Origin of the sequence: Microcoleus sp. D3_18a_C4 (assembly GCF_036702415.1) — a bacterium.
GTDB lineage: Bacteria > Cyanobacteriota > Cyanobacteriia > Cyanobacteriales > Microcoleaceae > Microcoleus.
In genome coordinates this window covers 1-19,065 of the sequence record NZ_JAUBTI010000118.1, presented here as the reverse complement: position 1 = coordinate 19,065, position 19,065 = coordinate 1, and the positions used below count along the sequence as shown (strand labels likewise).

Annotated in this window: 17 protein-coding genes; 13 read left to right on the top strand and 4 right to left on the bottom strand. The window is 44.3% G+C overall.

Going from position 1 to position 19,065, the window contains the following annotated elements; translation table 11 throughout:
• Positions 1-631: 631 nt before the first annotated feature.
• The 6 genes from QUB16_RS29165 to QUB16_RS29140 all read left to right on the top strand — a co-directional run bounded on the left by QUB16_RS29165 (position 632) and on the right by QUB16_RS29140 (position 12,083).
• Complete coding sequence (locus QUB16_RS29165; RefSeq protein WP_333321579.1) at positions 632-1,540, top strand: glycoside hydrolase family protein; 909 nt, start codon at positions 632-634, stop codon at positions 1,538-1,540.
• 157 nt (positions 1,541-1,697) lie between these two features.
• Positions 1,698-2,618, top strand: a complete 921-nt coding sequence (locus tag QUB16_RS29160; protein WP_333321577.1) for a peptidoglycan-binding protein — start codon at positions 1,698-1,700, stop codon at positions 2,616-2,618.
• Between the two features lie 152 nt (positions 2,619-2,770).
• On the top strand, positions 2,771-4,906 hold the full coding sequence (locus QUB16_RS29155) for a caspase family protein (protein WP_333108348.1): 2,136 nt from the start codon (positions 2,771-2,773) through the stop codon (positions 4,904-4,906).
• A gap of 139 nt (positions 4,907-5,045) precedes the next feature.
• A complete protein-coding gene (locus QUB16_RS29150) occupies positions 5,046-6,647 on the top strand; it encodes a caspase family protein (protein ID WP_333321575.1) in 1,602 nt (533 codons plus the stop codon).
• A 52-nt stretch (positions 6,648-6,699) separates the two neighbouring features.
• On the top strand, positions 6,700-11,553 hold the full coding sequence (locus tag QUB16_RS29145) for an nSTAND1 domain-containing NTPase (protein WP_333321573.1): 4,854 nt from the start codon (positions 6,700-6,702) through the stop codon (positions 11,551-11,553).
• A 140-nt stretch (positions 11,554-11,693) separates the two neighbouring features.
• Positions 11,694-12,083, top strand: a complete 390-nt coding sequence (locus tag QUB16_RS29140; RefSeq protein WP_333321571.1) for a caspase family protein — start codon at positions 11,694-11,696, stop codon at positions 12,081-12,083.
• Here QUB16_RS29140 and QUB16_RS29135 read toward each other — a convergent pair.
• A complete protein-coding gene (locus QUB16_RS29135; protein WP_333321569.1) occupies positions 12,063-12,542 on the bottom strand; it encodes a hypothetical protein in 480 nt (159 codons plus the stop codon). The genes QUB16_RS29140 and QUB16_RS29135 overlap by 21 nt on opposite strands.
• Before the next feature lie 278 nt (positions 12,543-12,820).
• Complete coding sequence (locus QUB16_RS29130; protein WP_333321567.1) at positions 12,821-13,420, bottom strand: glyoxalase-like domain protein; 600 nt, start codon at positions 13,418-13,420, stop codon at positions 12,821-12,823.
• Positions 13,421-13,540: 120 nt separating this feature from the next.
• Between QUB16_RS29130 and QUB16_RS29125 the strand changes: the two genes are divergently transcribed.
• The gene (locus QUB16_RS29125; protein WP_333321565.1) at positions 13,541-13,945 is read left to right on the top strand and encodes a gamma-glutamylcyclotransferase; all 405 of its coding nucleotides are present in this window, start codon (positions 13,541-13,543) and stop codon (positions 13,943-13,945) included.
• 20 nt (positions 13,946-13,965) lie between these two features.
• Here QUB16_RS29125 and QUB16_RS29120 read toward each other — a convergent pair whose 3' ends face one another.
• Together QUB16_RS29120 and QUB16_RS29115 are read right to left on the bottom strand one after the other, a co-directional pair.
• Positions 13,966-14,634, bottom strand: a complete 669-nt coding sequence (locus QUB16_RS29120) for a response regulator transcription factor (RefSeq protein WP_333321581.1) — start codon at positions 14,632-14,634, stop codon at positions 13,966-13,968.
• Between the two features lie 187 nt (positions 14,635-14,821).
• Positions 14,822-15,397 (bottom strand): ATP-binding protein, encoded by a 576-nt coding sequence (locus QUB16_RS29115; RefSeq protein ID WP_333321563.1) that lies wholly within the window; start codon positions 15,395-15,397, stop codon positions 14,822-14,824.
• Positions 15,398-15,620: 223 nt separating this feature from the next.
• Between QUB16_RS29115 and QUB16_RS29110 the strand changes: the two genes are divergently transcribed.
• The 6 genes from QUB16_RS29110 to QUB16_RS33730 all read left to right on the top strand — a co-directional run bounded on the left by QUB16_RS29110 (position 15,621) and on the right by QUB16_RS33730 (position 18,996).
• Positions 15,621-16,106 carry a hypothetical protein gene (locus tag QUB16_RS29110; RefSeq protein WP_333321561.1) on the top strand — a complete coding sequence of 162 codons (486 nt, stop codon included), beginning with the start codon at positions 15,621-15,623 and terminating at the stop codon, positions 16,104-16,106.
• 24 nt (positions 16,107-16,130) lie between these two features.
• On the top strand, positions 16,131-17,063 hold the full coding sequence (locus QUB16_RS29105) for an NACHT domain-containing protein (protein ID WP_333321559.1): 933 nt from the start codon (positions 16,131-16,133) through the stop codon (positions 17,061-17,063).
• Positions 17,064-17,090: 27 nt separating this feature from the next.
• Entirely contained in the window at positions 17,091-18,023 is a 933-nt protein-coding gene (locus QUB16_RS29100) for an NACHT C-terminal helical domain 2-containing protein (protein WP_333321557.1), read from the top strand.
• Between the two features lie 216 nt (positions 18,024-18,239).
• Positions 18,240-18,521 (top strand): type II toxin-antitoxin system ParD family antitoxin, encoded by a 282-nt coding sequence (locus tag QUB16_RS29095; RefSeq protein ID WP_333321555.1) that lies wholly within the window; start codon positions 18,240-18,242, stop codon positions 18,519-18,521.
• Positions 18,518-18,820 carry a type II toxin-antitoxin system RelE/ParE family toxin gene (locus QUB16_RS29090; RefSeq protein ID WP_333321553.1) on the top strand — a complete coding sequence of 101 codons (303 nt, stop codon included), beginning with the start codon at positions 18,518-18,520 and terminating at the stop codon, positions 18,818-18,820. Before QUB16_RS29095 ends, QUB16_RS29090 begins: the two co-directional genes overlap by 4 nt.
• Positions 18,817-18,996: an NACHT C-terminal helical domain 2-containing protein gene (locus tag QUB16_RS33730; RefSeq protein WP_445251178.1), complete on the top strand. Its 180-nt coding sequence runs from the start codon at positions 18,817-18,819 to the stop codon at positions 18,994-18,996. Before QUB16_RS29090 ends, QUB16_RS33730 begins: the two co-directional genes overlap by 4 nt.
• Positions 18,997-19,065 lie beyond the last annotated feature (69 nt).

The window sequence follows — 19,065 nt, the reverse complement described above, 5'->3', positions numbered from 1 at the left end:
CCCGCCCGTCCAAAAAGGACGGGCGGGACGCCCATCCCACAAACTTGTGGAAGTTATTTAATTCTCATTCCTAAGCTGACGCCCCCACTCCCACAGCCGCAAACCCACTCTTCTGACTCATTGGGTCAAAACCGTTGACGGGGAGTGGAATCGAGAGCTGTTTCGGGCCCCATTCCCAACAGGGTTATACTTACTGATACACATTATTGAATATTATTACTAACTACTGTTTCTCCTGATTCACTTCTATCCGCACGGGGTACTGTACGCGGCCCGTTGCGGCTGCTGAATGTGGGTTTCAACTATGCTCGTTGATTAGTTGATACGTCCAGGACTCATAAGTGTAATTTGATAGCGGTGGAATTGGGCGATCGCGATCGGTAAAGAGAACAAGCACCACACCGTTCTCGATCGGCAAAAATAAACTTTTGTAAAAGTTCAAGAAAATCCCGGAATTTACTTTGGGACAGACGTAATTAGTGAAATCACTGGTCGAACAAAGACTTTGGATAACAAGTATGAATTGATCAACTCTTTTCACACGTTGTCAGAGGCAGGCAAAAGTTTGGCGATCGGGATCTTCAGGATGCGTCTTTCGATCGAATCTACTTTTTCAAAAGGAAAAACTAAAATGCCAAGATCACTTGAAATCTTCGGCGATGGTCGCGTGTACGAAATAAAAGACGACCTAGCCGTTAAAGTCACCGAGACAAATGGACAAGTAAAAGCATTAATTGATGCTTTAAAGTTCAGCGTGGCTAAAACATACAACATTAATCCTCCAGAAAAACAACCGCCTGATGTTGTGGCAGAACGCAGAGGTTCAAAGCACATCAATGGAGAAGGCTTTAAGCTTCTCACTACGTTTGAAGGATGTAAGCTGACTGCTTATGATGACGGCGGTGGAGTTTGGACAATTGGTTACGGACACACTGGCAACGATGTTTTTCCAGGACTGACGATTAGCCAAACGCAAGCAGAAGAATTGCTGAGCAAAGATTTAGAAAAATTTGAATCCTTTGTTGAGGATGCCGTTGAAGTTCAGATCAATGATAATCAGTTTTCTGCACTGGTTTGTTTTTGCTTCAACGTGGGTCCAGGAGCACAAGGTTTTGGAGGCTCAAATCTTCTAAGGCTTTTGAACCAGGGAAATTATCAAGGAGCAGCTAATCAGTTTCCTGTGTGGAATAAAGTCGATCGTACACCCTGGCTAGGGCTGACACGCCGACGCTTGGCTGAACGATCGCTGTTTTTGGGAAAACCCTGGCAGTTATTCTTAACCTATGAAGGAACAGGCGAAGAAGTAACAGGGGAAACAATCTCAGAAGTACCTCGCACATTGAAACTCACCGAACCCATGATGCAAGGTGAGGATGTTCGTCGAGTACAAAAAGCTTTGAAAGCAGCAGGAATCAATATCGAACCTGATGCATTCTTTGGCAATGATACTGACAAGGCCGTGCGACTGTTTCAGCAACAAAAAGGGCTAACGGTGGATGGAATTGTCGGTGCTGAAACTCGACGGATATTGGGGTTGTGAACAGAGTGAATGGGTGTAGCAAATCTCTCTAACTTTTCCCGTCAATTTAGACGAGTGAAAAAGCCTTACGTGATGGATTAAGCGCTTGTAAATTCGCGTGGCAAATAGCTCGTTTCACAACAAGGGATTTTTAATCAATTAATTAGGAGACTAAATCATGTCCGATACAGTAATTAGCACGTCGAATCAAACATCTGAATATCCTGTTGAACGCTGCGATGAGATTAATCTCGGACAACCACGTTCTGGTGTAATCAGGGGAAGTTTTAATGGTCTTCTTAAAGATGCTCCAGGCTGTTCGACTGCAATTGTCAATGGACTGTCCCAGCAATTGATTCATCAGATGAATTTAATTGTTCCAGATGCGCTGGTCAGCTTTGACGATCTGAATGTGGATTTAGGCGATGCTGCCTATGCCTATTTGCAACCCGCCGCTCAAAAAGCCTTGCAAAGCGCTATTCAAGACCGCGGCGTGAAGATGGTTGTCAACTCTGCCTACCGCACCATTGCACAGCAATTGCTTTTGTACAATTGGGGTAGCGGCTGTGGTTTTTCTCTGGTAGCGCCTCCAGGAAAGAGCAATCATCAAAGCGGCTTGGCGATCGATATTGAAGACTATGACGGCTGGCGTCCGTATTTGGAGGCTTACGGTTGGCATTGGCTAGGTGATATTGACCCTCCTCACTTTGATTACGTGGGAGGAGGAAAACAAGATATTCGTGGCACAGCAATGCTAGCAATTCAGAAGCTTTGGAATAACAACCATCCAAACCAAAAAATTGACGAGGATCGTGGTTACGGGCCTCAAACCGAATCTGCCCTAAAGAACTCGCCAGCGATGGGATTTGAGATAGCACCGTGGGATGAAAAACCCAGATTGCTGAAACTCAGCCGACCGATGATGGAAGGGTCTGATGTTACAAAGCTTCAGGAAGCTTTGAACAAGGCTGGCATTGTAGTTGGGACTGATGGTGAATTTGGACCAGCAACAGACAAAGCCGTCAAAGAATTTCAACGGCAGAAGGGTTTAGAACCAGATGGAATTGTCGGACCGAAAACCCGCCAAAAACTGGGTTGAGCGGTTGGCGATCGAGTTAACAAAATCTTGAGCTGAAAAATACGTTGTTGAATTGGCAGAGTCTTCTGAATAGCTATAACTTACGGCTCTAGAACTCTGCCGATACACCAACGCTCAGCATGAAAAAAATAAGCTACAAAAATGAGGTAAAAATGGCTGATAAACCTGAACAAACACCGAATATTTATGCCTTATTAATTGGCATTGACGGCTATAAGCCTAATCGGTTGTACAATGATCTTAAAGGATGCGTGGGTGACATCAATCTTGTAGCAAGCTACCTCTTAAAAACGGTGAAAATTCCATCCGAACGGATTTTCAGGCTGACTTCTCCGAATCCTAAAGTTGCTCAAACGATCGCAACCAAAGACCCGGAACCAACTTATGCAAACATTGTGGCGCAGTTTAAAGCCATTACAGAACTAGCGCAACCGGGAGAGCAGGTATACATTTACTACGCCGGCCACGGAGGACGGGCGACAACCATCTATCCAGAACTGAAAGGGGCTGACCAAGAAGATGAAGGTATTGTGCCCTCAGATATTAGCGCTGGAGGTCGTTACCTACTCGATGTGGAATTGGCGATGGTGTTGAAGCGGATGACGGACAAAGGGTTAATTGTCACACTTATTATGGATAGCTGTCACTCTGGAGGAGTAACCCGAGGTGATGGTGCTATCCGCAGCGGAGAAGAAACCGACAAAACACCGCCAAATCAGGAAAGCTTGGTTGCTCCGCTTGAGGAGTTGAGCAAAAACTGGAAAACTCTAACTGAAGGAGTAGATGGTGATATTGCATGGGTTCCTCCCATAAAGAATTACCTTCTTTTAGCAGCCTGTCGCCCCAATGAGGTAGCTTGTGAGTATCCGTTTGACGGTAAAGAGCAACATGGAGCCCTGACTTACTGGCTAATTCAGACTCTGGCTACGAGTTCTACAGCATTGAGTTTCAACAAACTGTACGATCGCGTTTGCGCTCAAATTCAGAGTAAGTTTCCCCAACAGTTACCCATGTTAATCGGTGACGGCACTCGCGCAGTATTTGGGAACGATCGCTTACCGCCTCAGTACAGCGTGACAGTTATCAATGTAGACGCCAAACAAAAGCAAATTACCTTGAATGCCGGATTAGCTCAAGGACTCAGCAGCGGTACGCGATTTGCTATTTATCCACTGAATGCCACAGATTTTTCCAACAGGCAACAACAACTGGCTATTGTTGAAATCGTAGAGGTTCAAGCCTCTACATCAGTGGCAAGAGTTCTGGAACCTCAAGAGGGAGGAATTAAGGTTACAGAAGAGAGCAAAATCGAACTGGGCGCTCCTGCTGTCCTGGTGGCTGCACCAGTCGCTCTGGTGCGTCGAGTCCTGTTGTTAGATAACAAAGAAGCAGGCGATAAGGAGCATCAATTACCACCCGAGTTAGTTGACAAACAACAGGAAGCTTTAGAGAAAGTTCGGCAAGCTTTGACAGGAAATGGTTGGGTTGTTGAAGTGAAAGCGGGCGATGAGCTAAAGTCTGACTATCAAGTTGCGGTTGGCAGAGATAGTGAGTACGAAATTTCTAGTGAAACTCCTTTCAAAAACTTAGGAACGCCACTACAAATTGATGCTTCAGATGCGGCGATCGGAGTTGTAAATCGCTTAGTTCATTTGACCAAATATCAAGCGGTACAAACACTAGACAATCCCTCTTCCGAACTTGCAAAACACGTTGAGTGTGAATTGGTAGACGAGAACAGGCAACCATTTAAGGAGCCGAGTAACATCGTCTTAAAACAGGGTAAGATCGTCTTCTTACGTGTTAAGAATACAGATAGTCAACCGCTCAATATTGCTGTTCTCGATCTCGACTCCACTTGGGCTATTTCTCAATATCGCATTTACGGAATTGAAGATATCTTTTTTACACTAGCTGACGAGCAAGAAATATACCTCAAAATGCGTGCTGCTTTGCCAGCAGGAGATGATGACAAGCCAGCCAAAGAAACTCTCAAGTTGTTTGCAACTCGCGGTATCGCTAACTTCGAGTGGCTAACTTTACCTGCTCTTGATGTAAATATGGGTCAAAGAAAAGGCAATCTTGAAGAAAAGCTCAACAAGAAAGCAGAAGAACGTGCAGCGAGGGGAAAATCTACCAATATCAGTCCTCTCAACAATTTGTTGAGTATTATCGGTGCTGATGTTGATAAGGCACCTTCGCCTGAGTCAGCCCGTGCGATGGTTTACGAACCCGATCCGAATGCTGATTGGCTAACCAAGCAGGTGACATTTACGATCGCTAGATAATACTTTCGGAATTGGGCTGTCAAATAGCTGAGAATTTAAGGTTGCTAATTCTAGCAAACTACTTTCCAGATTTTGACAGCCTCCCGTAAGATTTTGTGCGATGCAGAATAGCTGGAAACTAGAGATATAACGTGGAGTTATGACTGAGCTAACCGAAGAAATAGAAAATCTCGATCGAGCAATGATTTTGGAAGCCGTAGAGTTTGAACCTGTCAAGCAGGGGCGATCGCTCGTCGTAACGATTGGCATCAACGAGTATGTCCACTGGCAAAAACTCAAGAATGCCGTGCAGGATGCGATCGGGCTTCAACAGACACTCATCGACAAGCTGGGATTTTCCGCACCGATTCCACCATTGCTTAATGAGGCTGCTACTAAAGCAGCGATCGAATCCTTGATTGAGGATCAACTTCGAGAGGAGTTGCAGGAAGATGACAACTTGGTGCTGTTCTTTGCAGGGCATGGGCATACCCGTACTGACAAGGTGGGGGGCAAGGTTGTGGGAGAAACCGGATTTATTGTTCCGGTAGAAGCACGAGGACCTAAAGAATATTGGAGTGACTACATCCAGATCGATCCACTCCTTCAGTCCATCAGCAGACTTCCAGCAAGACATATTCTTGTCATTCTGGATTCCTGTCATAGTGGTTTTGCCTTGGGTGAGGCAATGAAAAGTTTCCGAGATGCAGTTCATTATGAAAAATACCTCAGTAGTCTAATCAGTCGCAAGGTAATTACCTCTGCTCGAAGAGAGCAACTTGCACTAGATGGCGGACCAATTCCTGGCCATTCCCTTTTTACTGGCACATTGGTTGATGGATTTAACTGGGGCAAAGCAGATTTGGATGGTAATGGACTAATCACTTCTTCAGAACTAGGACTATTCATCCAGCAGCAGGTAGCACAAGCTTCCCAATCAAATCAAACACCAGACTTTGGCTCCTTTGATTTAGACGATCGAGGTGAAATGGTGATTTCGCTGCGGAATCAAAGCTTTGATGCACTCAAAGCTCGTGCCTTTTCTGCTCTACAAAGTGGTAATTTTACTACTTTTAGTGAATTGGTAGAGCTCCTTATTAAGCTAAAAGCTTCTAGTCCTGAAACACTTTACTTAGAATACAGATTGAGATTTTTTGAACTAAACTTTGAAAGAGTCATTGAAATTATAGATAATCTTCTGACCTTAAACCCTCCTGTTGGTCTAGTTCCACTTTCTAGTGACGACCTCTGGGTGATTAGAGAAAAACTCGATTGTTGGAAGTCTTTACTAACGATTGCCCAATCGGAGTTTCCGCTCGAAGTCACCGTTATGGTAGGTTCAGCTCCCGATGAAATTGAAATAGCTGAACAACCAAAAATTAGTAATGAAGCAGCTTATTATATTGAGTACCAAAACACTTTTTATTTTAGAATTAATAATCTTACAGAAGAAACCATCCACGTTTACATGGTTGGCATTGATGTGAATGGTCGGTTTTCTTCAATGAATCTCTGGCAAGATACAGAAGTTTTATTAAATGGACTTTCCCCCGGAGCAACAAAATTAACATATACTTTTGTTCAAAAAGAGAGCAGGGGCTTAGTAGAGTGGCGCTTATTTTCTTCACCTAAAAGAGTGGATTTCTTTATATCTCCAGCAGACCATAACACCTCCTATGGCAGTGTTGAAAAGATTGAAGATGAGGATTTAAAAACAATCAAGATGAAATCTATTCGTTATACAGCCCAAAAGTTCGTATAAACTTCAATCCTTACGTTAATAGCAAGAAAATAGATTAGTTAGAGACAAAGCCATGCAATGGGAATACCACAGAACTAACTTCGATCGCAACCTAGCAGTCGTCATCGGCATTAATCGCTACAAGAGCGAAAGCATTCATGACCTGAGTACACCAGTCAGTGATGCTAGGGCGCTTGCGGATTTGCTAGAAACAGAGTATGGATATAATCAAGATGAAAAAGGCGATCGCCTGTTCGATGAAAATGTAGTTCGCCTGTTCGACTCAGACGCCACGCTGACAGGACTCCAAACGCTACTTGATAAAACCATTCCCCATCAACTCAAGCCCACGAAATACGATCGCCTAATTTTCTACTTTGCGGGTCATGGCATTCCCCACAACGGTCAAGACGGACCAGAAGGATATTTAGTACCCCAGGATGCAGACTGGCAGAAAGACGGCTCTTTTCTAGCCATGTCTGAGGTGTATAAGGCACTGAGCAAACTGGAGTGTCATCATTTGCTAGTCATTCTGGACTGCTGCTTTGCTGGAACGTTTCGCTGGGCCGGTCGCCGGGAAATGATTCTGATACGGGAAACGGTTCGGCGGGAACACTACGATCGCTTCATTCGCTATCCAGCATGGCAGGTAATAACCTCGGCAGCGCACGACCAAGAAGCATTAGATGTGGCTAAATTAGCTGAGGATAAGCGCGGTGCAATTCCAGATGAGAAGCAGGAACTGCATTCTCCGTTTGCACTGGCACTACTGGAAGGATTGCGTGAAAACAAAGCAGACATGATTCCAGATGGCGTTATTACGGCTCACGAACTGTATGTGTATCTAGATCAGCAGGTCAGCGAGTTATCTGGCTCTCGTCAAAAGCCTGGAATCTATCCGATGAGGCTAGAGTATGACCGAGGAGAGTTTGTTTTTACAAAACCTGGATTCACGTCCGAGCAACTCAAGCCTGCACCACTCCTGAACGAGAGCAATAATCCCTATCGTGGGTTGGCATCATTTGATGAAAAACACGCTAACTTCTTTTTCGGTCGAAAGATATTAGTTGAAGAACTCCAGCATCGCCTGTCTCAAGCGAATCGTTCTCTCACGGTCGTTTTGGGAGTTTCGGGTTCCGGTAAATCCAGTTTAGTTAAAGCCGGATTGATTCCTGAGTTGAGGCAGGAATCAAAATGGTATATCCTCGACCCAATGCGTCCGGATCGGTCTCCGTTTACGGCTCTAGCACGAGCTATTCTGCCCATCGCTCAGCCGGAACTGATCGAGCAACTCTCTCAAGTGAGTTTTCTTGATGAGGTGTTCAAACCCAAGGAAGAAAGCGGTCAAGATAAGGGTGATGAATCAACAGATACAGCGTTTGTCAAACTAGCAGAGTTTTGGAATAGTGCAAAGCCAGAAGCTAAACTTTTGGTCGTTGAGGATTACTTCAAGCAGCTTTTGGCTTTGTGTCGCAATCCCCAAGAAAAGGAACAGTTATCGCAGCTTTATCGGGCAATTTTTGAACAGCTAGAGTCTCTGAGTAATAGACTCCAAAATGAGCCGCAACACCTCTCTAGAGTTATTAAAAAGTGGAAAGAGAGTCATCCCAATGTTAAGTTGCTGTTAACGATCGACCAGTTTGAAGAGTTGATTACGATGAGCCAGGAGAGTCAAACAGAAACTCGTGGCGGTGACAGGCAGGAGAGCGATTCTCCCAACGAGATAGTTAGTGAACGTGCTGCTGAATCTCAACCTTGGCTACCGTTTTTGCAGGTGCTGAGAGAGGCAATTGTTGAATGTTCTCAGCAGTTACATATTGTATTGACGCTACGATCGGACTTTGAACCACGTTTCCTTTCCTCACCCCTTTCGGCTTACTGGAAAGATTCCCGATTCCCGGTGCGGGCGATGAATTTGGATGAGTTACGACAGGCGATCGAAGGACCTGCCCTGAAGCAAGCGTTGTACTTTGAACCACCGGAGTTGGTGGGCAAGTTGATTGATGAGGTGGGGCAGATGCCGGGAGCGTTACCGTTGCTCTCATTTACCTTAAGTGAACTCTACATTAAATTGTATGAGCGCTGGGCGAAGGATAATGCAACCGATCGCGCTTTGCGAATCAAGGACTATGAGGAACTGGGTGGAGTCGCAGGAGCGCTGACTCGCCGCGCCACAGAGGAGTATGACAACCTTGTAAGAGATTTTGGGGAAGCATCGGGTAAGGCATACCAAACTACGATGCGACGGGTGATGCTGCGAATGGTGACTATTGAGGGGGGAGGAGTGGCACGGCGACGGGTGCCGGAGTCTGAATTGGTGTATCCAGATTCGGAAGAGAACAAGCGTGTGGCGCAGGTGAGCGATCGGCTAGTCAAAGCTCGTTTGCTGGTGAAGGGACAGGAGACAGGAGAACCCTACGTCGAACCTGCCCACGATTTCCTAGTACGTGGCTGGGACAAACTTCAGGAATGGATCAAGCAGAGCCAGGGGGATTTGGCACTGCAACAACGTTTAACGCCTGCTGCTAATGATTGGTCAACAGAAAAAGGTGGTCTTTGGACTAGAGAAGTTGATCGTCTGGCTTGGTTAGAAAAAGTACTTGAATCTCCTAATAATAACTGGCTCAACAAACTAGAAACAGAATTTGTAAAACAAAGCAAGAAACAACGACTCGATGAACTGAAAGAAGCTGAAGAGCGACGTAAGTTAGCAGTATCTCGCCAGTTAGCTGCTCAAGCCGAGTTGGCACGAAATCAGCTAGTTAAGCTGTTACCGCGCAGTCTTCTCCTTGCTATAGAATCTATACGCCTATCTCCTTCCTTGGAAGCTGATAACACCCTGCGTAGTGGTTTAAGTTTGCTCCCGCGCCGTATCACTCAGATATCCCATCAAGTTGATGCTGTTGCCTTTAGCCCAAACGGGCAATACCTGGCTATGGTAACTATAGAATCGGGAAAAACGACTGACATTAGCCAACATGAGCAATACTTACCTGTAGTAACTATAGAGTCAGGGGAAATAGAATCGGGGAAAACGACACAGGTACAAGTATATAAAGTAAATACAGGTGAACAAGTTACTACACTCAACAAATATACCAATATATCTGGAGTAGCTACCAAACAAGCTATTGCCTTCAGTCCACCAGATGAGAAGTACTTAGTTACAGTTACAGTCAGTTCTAATTCAGACGACATCTCCCGTCTACAGGTTTGGGAAGTAGCTACAGGTAATGAAGTTACCAACATACCTAACCTTGATGTTGAATATCATCCCTATATAAGCCAAAGCGATTTGTTCGCCAAGACTGCCTTCAGCCCTGATGGTAAATTTATAGCTACAGTATGTTTGGACGAAAACACTCAGCTAGTCAGAGTATGGGAAATAGCGACGGCTAGAGAAGAGGTTAGTATTCTACAAAAAGATAGGATAGATGCCCTTGCATTTAGTTCAAATGGAAAAGACTTGTACCTAGCTGGAACAAATTCTGAAAATCCTGCACAGATACGAATTTGGGAAGCAAAAACTAGCAAAGATGTAATTCATATAACAGGCGGTACAAGCTACAATGAAAGCGTCAGAATCATTGGCTTTAGTCCTGATGGAAAATACATAGCCGCATCTGCTGGGGGGATACTACAAGTATGGGATGTGTCCACTACCAGGGAAGTAGCTCGACTGTCCGAATTCAATGAAGAAAGGCTGAGGGCTGTTGCTTTTAGCCCTGATGGAAAATACTTGACCACTTTAAGTGGCATTACAAAAAATTTTGAAGCATTGACCAATCCCTATATTGTGCAAGTGTGGGAAGTAAATTCTGGTAAAGAAATAGCTCGTGTGCCTCATGATAGTTTCTGCGAAAGAAATTTTGCTTGTAGCTCGCATGGGAGATATTTAGCTACAGGTACTACAGAAGGGATACAAGTATGGGAGATAACTAGGGGCGATGATAACGCTCCGATGGCTAGTATACCATGTAGCTCTACATCTATTATTGCCTTAAGTCCTGATGGGAAATATCTCGCGATAACAAACTACAAGGAAGCTAAAGCCGATGCCGAAGGTATTGCCCCAGTCGATACTGAAGAGATACAGATTTGGGAAACTGCAACTGGCAATCAAGTAGCCAGCATACCACAAGAGATTTTAGGGCTAAGTCCAGAAGTTATTGCTTTGAGTTTAGATGGCAAATATATAGCTGCTGTCAATCGAGAGGAAAACACACAATTGAAAGTGTGGGAAGTCGCTACTAAAAAGCAATTAGAAAGCCTACCTCAAAAGGGACAGGTAAAGGCAATAGTCTTTAGCCCGAATGAAAAATACCTAAATCTCACTGTCGTATCTACAGATTATGCAGAAGGATTAGGTGATTTTTTACGAGTCTCGGAAACCGCTAATAGCAAAGAATTGGTGAATATACCTAATACCTCGTATGATCCCCACTTCTGGAAATTTGCCCTAAATTCGGATGGAAAATATTTAGCAATATCAGGTAAAGATGTAACTACAGAACGTGCAAGAGCCCTGGATTTAGTCAGGGTTTTGGAAGTTAGTACTGGTCAAGAAGTTGGGCGTATTAGTTTTGAAAACTTTTACAGAATAGATTCAATAGCTCTTAGTTCAGATGGGCAATACTTGGCAATGATAGGTGTAGAGGATACAGATGAACGTCCAATGTATATCTGGGAGGTGAAGACTGGTAGACCAAGGGTACGAATCACATCCGATGGGGGCTTGGGAAATGTTGCACTTAGTCAACGATATTTGGCATTACAGGTTCTAGAAACTGTACATATTTTGTTGTGGAAGCCAGAGGATCTAATTAATGAAGCTTGTGCCCGCCTCAACCGTAATTTGACGCAACAGGAATGGCGACAATTTTTTCCTGATGAACCTTATCGAAAGACTTGCCCCAACTTACCTTAAGAACTTCTAGGGGTTCTCTGCATGAAACGTTATGGCAGTGATGCGACAACTGTTACTCGATTGATACACGGGCTTGAAAAGACGATCGCACTCCTAAATCACCAGATGCTCTGATCTACATGAGCAAGGACATTTCATTGATGATGAACTTTACTCACAACTTAGCGATCATCATTGGCATCAACCAATATCAAAACGGTATCGCCAAGTTGAAGACTGCAAAACCTGACGCTGAAACACTAGCTGACCTCTTGAGAGACGAGTATCACTATCAGGTTGAGCTAATCACAGATGACACTGGGCGCCAGCCCACGCTGAAAGAGCTTGAGAACCTGCTCACCAAATGGCTGCCAGAAAAACTCCAGCCACCTGCCGAAAACAATCGCCTGCTCTTCTACTTTGCTGGACACGAGATGCCCGTCGAAAGCGACCACGGATCGACTGGAAAGTTCAAAAAGTTGAGCGATCGCCTCCTCACAGAGTTTTTATTACTAATCTTTGTACATAACTCAACTTGCAGGTTTTACTAAACTTTTCTCCCAAGTCTCGCAAATTCCAGTAGCCAGGTATTTGGAAACTTTTTTAATGATTAGAGTTGCAACAAGAGTCGCAACAGCAGGAGCTAACCCAACTCCACTAACTAAAACAGGAGCCAACATCCCAGCCGCTGTGGTATAGTTCTGATTTATTGTTTCATCTAGAATCTTCCGAGTCTCTGCATCGTCTCCGATGGGTTTGCACATAAGTTGGTAAACTAAGGGGTTGACGCGATCGAACAACTGCCGACCAGCATCTAAAAATCTTGGATCGATCGCTGCTCTAGCCGCAACGTTAACATCAATAGATTCCAAGGAAGCTGGGTCTACCCCTGTTGCTCCACGTCCAGCAACATCATCCCCTATGGCTTGTACGCGAGAGCCTAGCTGAGCTTCCAATACATCATCATCAAGCTCCCACAAACTTGCTACAATGGCTTCAACTTCGGTCATTTCTACTTATCTCCCGGTTTTAGTTAACAAGACTATTACTGATTATTCTGGGAATATACAAAAATCTCCGGAAACCAATCAAGGTAGTTTAATCAAAATATAGTGATATTTCAAAAATCTCAACTATTCTTATCATTTTTTGATTGAGCCATTATCTCTCAGGAGATGAGCCGTGTTCGCGACTAATATCATTCCGGCACCGCCGGAATGATATTACCCAACAAAAAAAGCCGGGGGTAGCGCGCGAGATCGTTTTACTTTTAATTAGAACGACCTACTTAATTACTAACCTCAGCCATTTCAATCACGCGGCCGTCATAATCCTTGACCAAAAAATTCAGCGGCTTTTCCCGGCGAATTTTATAACTAATGCCGCGAGTTTGTACCCTCATCAATAGCTGATCCAAACAATCGCGATCGAAACAAACGTGACGCGGGCGATTTTTTTCCCCTGCACCGGCGCCGCTAATAATGTGCAGTTGCGTATTTTTCATCAACTGATACCACAAACCATCGGGACTCCCCATTGTTTGAGATGTCGTTGCCCTCCCGACATTCGGCGACAAATACAGCGGATCAATACCAGTTGTCCCCAAAGTTTGCTCGTAATTGTAGTAGTAGTGCAGCGGCACTTCTGCTACGGGCAGGTTTAGCATACCTTCATAGAACTCCCTCGCTTGTCCGAGATCCGATACCATCACGGTGTGTACCTTCGGAGCACTGGTGAGAAACATCCACATCGCCCCCGCATAGGCGGCCAGTAGCATTACCATAATCCCTTGAGTCGAAAACAAGCTGTCAAGGGGCAGGAACGGCAAAAAAGAGCTCAAGTACAAAGGCCGAAGTCCAAAAGCAATAAAACTAACTGCTAGAGTCATGAATTATAAGAAAGGGTAAACAACGAAATTTATCAAGATTGCAGTCGCGATCGCCCGCGACACTTAAACTATTAGCTTAGCCATCTATCTTAGCAAAAACTAGCGGTTAGGCCCTACCCGATGAAAGTCTTTGTCTACGGCACACTCAAACCGGGGGAGTGCAACTACCTCCGCTACTGCGAAGGAAAAGTTGTGGATGCTTGCCCCGCGATCGCCCGCGGTCAACTTTTTGCGCTGCCGATCGGCTATCCTGCGATGGTGGCCGGAGAGGGCACAGTCTGCGGTTTTCTCCTCTGTTTCGCAAACTCGGCTATTTTGGACGATTTAGACCGATTGGAAGACTATCATCCGCTGCGCGAACCGACACAAAACGAATATCAGCGGCAGGAAATCGAAATCTTCGATCGACACCTCAAACCTTTAGGCACGGCTTGGGCTTACTTCATGTTACCCGATCGCGTTCGTTCTCTAGGAGGCATCTGGCTGCCCGACGGCACGTGGGAAAATAGGTTTTTCACCAAATAAGGTGGTTAATGCCGATGAGCTTAGGAAATTGCCATTGCCGTGCGATTCGGCGGATCGAACCTGTAACCGTAACCCCGAATAGTTTTAATCAACTGCGACGCATTAGCATCAACTTGAATCATTTTCTTGCGAATCTGGCCGATATGCACGCTAACAACTTTCTCTTCTCCTGTGTCGTCGCAGTTCCACCCCCAGATTTTTTCGATTAGCTGTTGGCGACTCCAAGATTGATTGGAATGACTTGCCAAAAAATACAATATCTTAAATTCCAAGGCTGTTAACTTGATAATGCGATCGTTGAGTGTTGCTTCCCGACGCGCTGAATCGATCGCGAATTGATCGAATACAATACGTGATGAAGTGACAGGCCTCATCCGTCTCAACACAACTTCTATACGAATTGCCAACTCCGCCAAACCAAAGGGTTTGCAGATATAGTCATCAGCACCTGCAGACAGGACTTTAAGTTTATCAGCTTCGTCTGTGCGGCTGCTTAGCATAATCACAAAAACATTAGTACGGCGCTGCATTTCCTGGCAGAGGTGATAGCCTGTAGTATCCGGCAAATTCCAATCAAGAACTACTAGCAGTGGCTTTAATTTCTCAAACAATTCTAAAGCCGTCTCGCCATCTGGTGCCGAATCAACTTGATATTTCTGATTTAAAAAACGATGAACTAGATTGCGGATGGCTGCGTCACTCGATTTTAGATTTTAGATTTTAGATTTTAGATTTTAGAATTGACCGAAAGCATCCACAACGAGAATCTTGGGAGTAGTATCAGTAGTCCTAACAAAAAAGTTTCTTCCTAGCGTCAATTTCAACCGGGCAATTACAGCACAGCTTTAGTGAAGCAAAAATCCCAGATCGTTCCAACTAATACAGACTTTTTTGGGGCAATTCTTCTTTCAACTTCGCTTGGAAGTCAAAAGGTTCTCCCCAATCCCAAATTTTTACTTCTAGGTGTTGGTTAAATACCATTATTTCCAGCTCTATCGGAGTTTCTAATGGCAGATTTTTGTGAGCGTGGCGAACAGCATTCGTAAACCCTTCAATCACAGCAAGTTTACACTGATGCAAAACGACTAGGGGAATTATTGGTAGAGGATCTAGCTGTTCAACCCATGATAAAACTTGAGCAACAGCCTTGATATCAGTATTTATTTCAAGCCTAAATTGGTGAAGTGGCTGGTTAGAACTTGGCTCGGATTGGGGAAGTCGTTGCTTTTGAAACCCGAAATTAAAGCTGGTTAAAACATCGATTGCGCGCTTAAAAAAACCATCTTCAATGCTGCGTTGGGATGGTACTAGACCAGGCTGCTGATAATATTTTACAATGAACAGACAGTTTCGGCCGTCAGAAGTGCGGGTATAACTTAGCTCATCGGCAATTTTGCCAATAATTTTTATACCTATCCCACCTGACGGAATTTCATCTATGTTATCTATCATGGTGCTATCCTTTGTCATCATTTAATGTGTACTTTTTTACCTAAAAAAGACAGTGGCATTCTGAACGATTAAGTTTGCATGATTTATGCCTGACTTTTCCCGTATGCCGTGCAGTTGTTGTCCCAATCATTTTCTCTTTTTTGCTCGGCGCTTGACAAACTCAGTTTGCGATCGCTAAACTGAGCGAAAACTGAGATTGACAATTAGATAAGTAAATTATACAATGACCACCCTCAAAGCCTCTGAAGAGGGATTAGTAAAAATTAAGCAAGCTAGAAGAGAAAGGGGCTCGACTATAGAAGACCCGATATGGCTAGTAGAAGCTAGTCAAAAATTAGAGCCCGATCGAACTTGGACTATTGCCGGGCCCTATGCCGATGGCCTCTCGCTGCCAACTTGGAGGCGTTTTTTAGGAGGAATAGACCCAATTAAAGCCAATGCTTTCAGGGCTTTCTGCACGGTTTTGCAGTTGAATTGGGAAGAAATTGTCGATCGTCCTCCTTTAGCCCCCCCTTACCAAGGGGGGGTTGGGGGGGTTAGAGATTTTTGCCAACAGGATATTGATTCGGTAGTGCAAGAGATCCGGCAAAAATGCCACAGCAAAATCCAACAGCTTTACAGCAAAATGCAACTGTTGGATATTGCACAGCCCGTTGATCTCAGCAACCTCTACGTTGAAGTCAACATTTTGGAGGAAATTACCAGTTGACAGCCGGGAGAAATTAGCGACTTATTGAGAGACTTCAATCCCGATGCAGATAACTTGAACCGCTTAGGTTTAGGTAAAGTACGCCAGAAACGAGTATCAGGATTGGATGCGGTGAAATCTCACTCTAAACTGATGGTACTCGGCAAACCGGGTTCCGGTAAAACTACTTTTTTGAAACACATTGCCATTCAGTGCGATCGCGCAAAATTTGAAACAAACAAAATACCGATTTTTATCCCCCTAAGAACCTTTGCTGAAATCCCTAATCTTGACTTATTAGAATATATCAGCGACGAATTTGCCAGTTGCGGAGTTGAGGCGCGATCGCAAACTGAATTCGCACTCAGTCAAGGCAGAGGCTTGATTTTATTGGACGGCTTAGATGAAGTGCCAGAATCAGATAGCGATGCAGTCGTCAGACAGATTCGTCAGTTTGTCCAAAAGTATTACAACAATCAGTTTATTATTACCTGTCGAATTGCAGCTTCTAAGTACAGATTTCACGACGCAGGATTTACCAATGTTGAGGTAGCCGATTTTAATAATAAGCAAATCGCTGCCTTTGCTCGCAATTGGTTTGTGGCTTTTTCCCAGAATAAGGAGGCAGGGAAAGCTTTAGCGTCTCAATTTGTAGAGCAGCTAAAAATGAATAAAAATCAGCAAATCCGAGAATTGGCAGTAACGCCTATCTTGTTGAATCTGACTTGTTTAGTATTCCAAGCCAAAGCAGATTTCCCATCCAACCGAGCCAAGTTGTATGAGGAAGGACTGGAAATTATGCTCAGAAAATGGGATGAAACTAGAGGCATTCAACGGGATGAAGTTTATCGCTATTTAAATTTGTGCCGCCAGAAACATTTACTTGCTTTTGTGGCAGCTATTACTTTTGATCGGGGCGATTATTTTGTTGAAAAAAACACAGTTCAGCAATTGATTGCCGACTATCTAGCTAACTGACCCGATGCCACAACTGACCGCGTTCAGTTGGAGAACCATAGTGAGGTTGTCCTGAAGGCGATCGAGGCACAACATGGATTATTAGTGGAAAGGGCAAGAGGGATTTATTCGTTTTCTCATCTAACATTCCCAGAGTATTTTACTGCTACAAAAATAGTTAACAACTCCACTCCACAAGCTTTGGAAAAAATGCTCAGCCACGTAACCGAGAAGCGTTGGCGAGAAGTTTTGTTGTTAGCAGTTGAGATGTTGCCAAAAGCTGATGATTTTTTACTGTTAATGAAACAACAAGTTGATGGACTGGTCGCTGAGGACGAGGAGTTACAGCAATTCCTACTGTGGGTAAACCAAAAATCCATTTCTGTTGATTTCCCCTACAAACCTGCGGCAGTGAGATTCTTTTACTTTTCCCTTCTCCCATCCCTTGAGCTTGCTCTTAATCGTAACCCTGAACGTTTCCTTGACCCAGCCCTTTACCTTGCCGTTAAACATACCTTTGACTCTGCTATTGAACTTACCCTTGACCTTGTTCTTGACCTTGCCATTTTGCCTGTAATCGACGGTGCTATTGACCCAGCCCTTAGTCTTTCCCACGACATTCTTCTTGTCCCTGTTGTTGAACCTGAATTGATGCAAGCACTGCAAGAACTTAAGAAACAGCTACCTCACTCAGATGGTGACAAGGAAATATTTAGGCAATGGTGGCAAGCTAACGGACAAGTTTGGACTAGGGAATTAAGACAAATCATAATTTATTATCGCAATATAGGTCACGATTGGGAATTTAGCCAACAGCAGAAGTCATTGCTGAGGAAGTATTACGATGCTAATAAATTGCTGGTATATTGCCTCAATAGCGCTTCTAATGTATCTCCGGCTGTGCGACAGGAAATTGAGGAGACATTGCTGTTACCGATCGCACATATCCAAAAAATCGGTGACAAGTGCGATCGAGTTTAATTGCTCGCCATCGCCATCCCCTTCGCCTTTACACGGAGAGAGCCAGTGGAAATGATATAATGGCTAAAAGTTATTAGGATCGTCAATTAAATAATTTCCCTTTTTTCTTGTGGGATGGGCGTCTCGCCCGCCCAGAAAGGACGGGCGGGACGCCCATCCCACAACAAACAGGAAAAGTGGATTTTATTTAATTCTCATTCCTTAGAAGTAAAGCGCATGAACATTACTCTAAAACCTGACCATAATAAATTCATTGAAGCGCAAGTCCAAAGTGGCAAATATTCTTCGGTGGATGAGGTAATTGCTGCGGCGTTGGAACTACTCGCAGACAGAAGCGATCGGCAACAGAGCGATCTTTATCAAGAATGGGTCGATGAAACTCGTCCAAAAGTAGCGGCAGGACTAGCTCAGCTTGAACGCGGCGAAGGAATTGATGGGGAGACAGTTATAGCTAGATTGCGGGAAAAATTTCGCAAAATGCGGGAAAATCAACAATGATCCGCTACATTATTTCCCCTGAAGCCAGTCGCGATCTCAATGAAATTACCGATTACTTTGCAACTAGAAATATAGATGCAGGTGAACAATTTATTGAAGACTTTGATAAAAAGTGTCGTAATTTAGTTAAGTTCCCCAATATAGGGCGCAGTTACGAGGAACTAGCTTCTTCTGTGCGGGGAATTCCTATCAGGGGTTACATAATTCTTTATCGGGCGCTGGACAACTTAATTGAAATTGTTCGGATCGTGAGGGGAGAACGGGATTTACCTTCTCTATTTTCTGATGAGGACGAGTGAAATTGCTGGTAGATTGCCTTAATAGCGGTTGTAATGTATCTCCTACTGTGCGGCAGGAAATTGAGGAGACATTGCTATTGCCGATCGCAAATATCCAAAAAACCGGTGACAAGTACGCGCGTGCGAAGCTATCCCGTAGGGAATCGCCCGGTCTAATTCCACTCGCTACCCATTAGTGACAAGTTAAGGTGAGGGGTAAATTGTCAAGGGGGTATTTACATTGGTTAAAAAATAGATAAAACTCA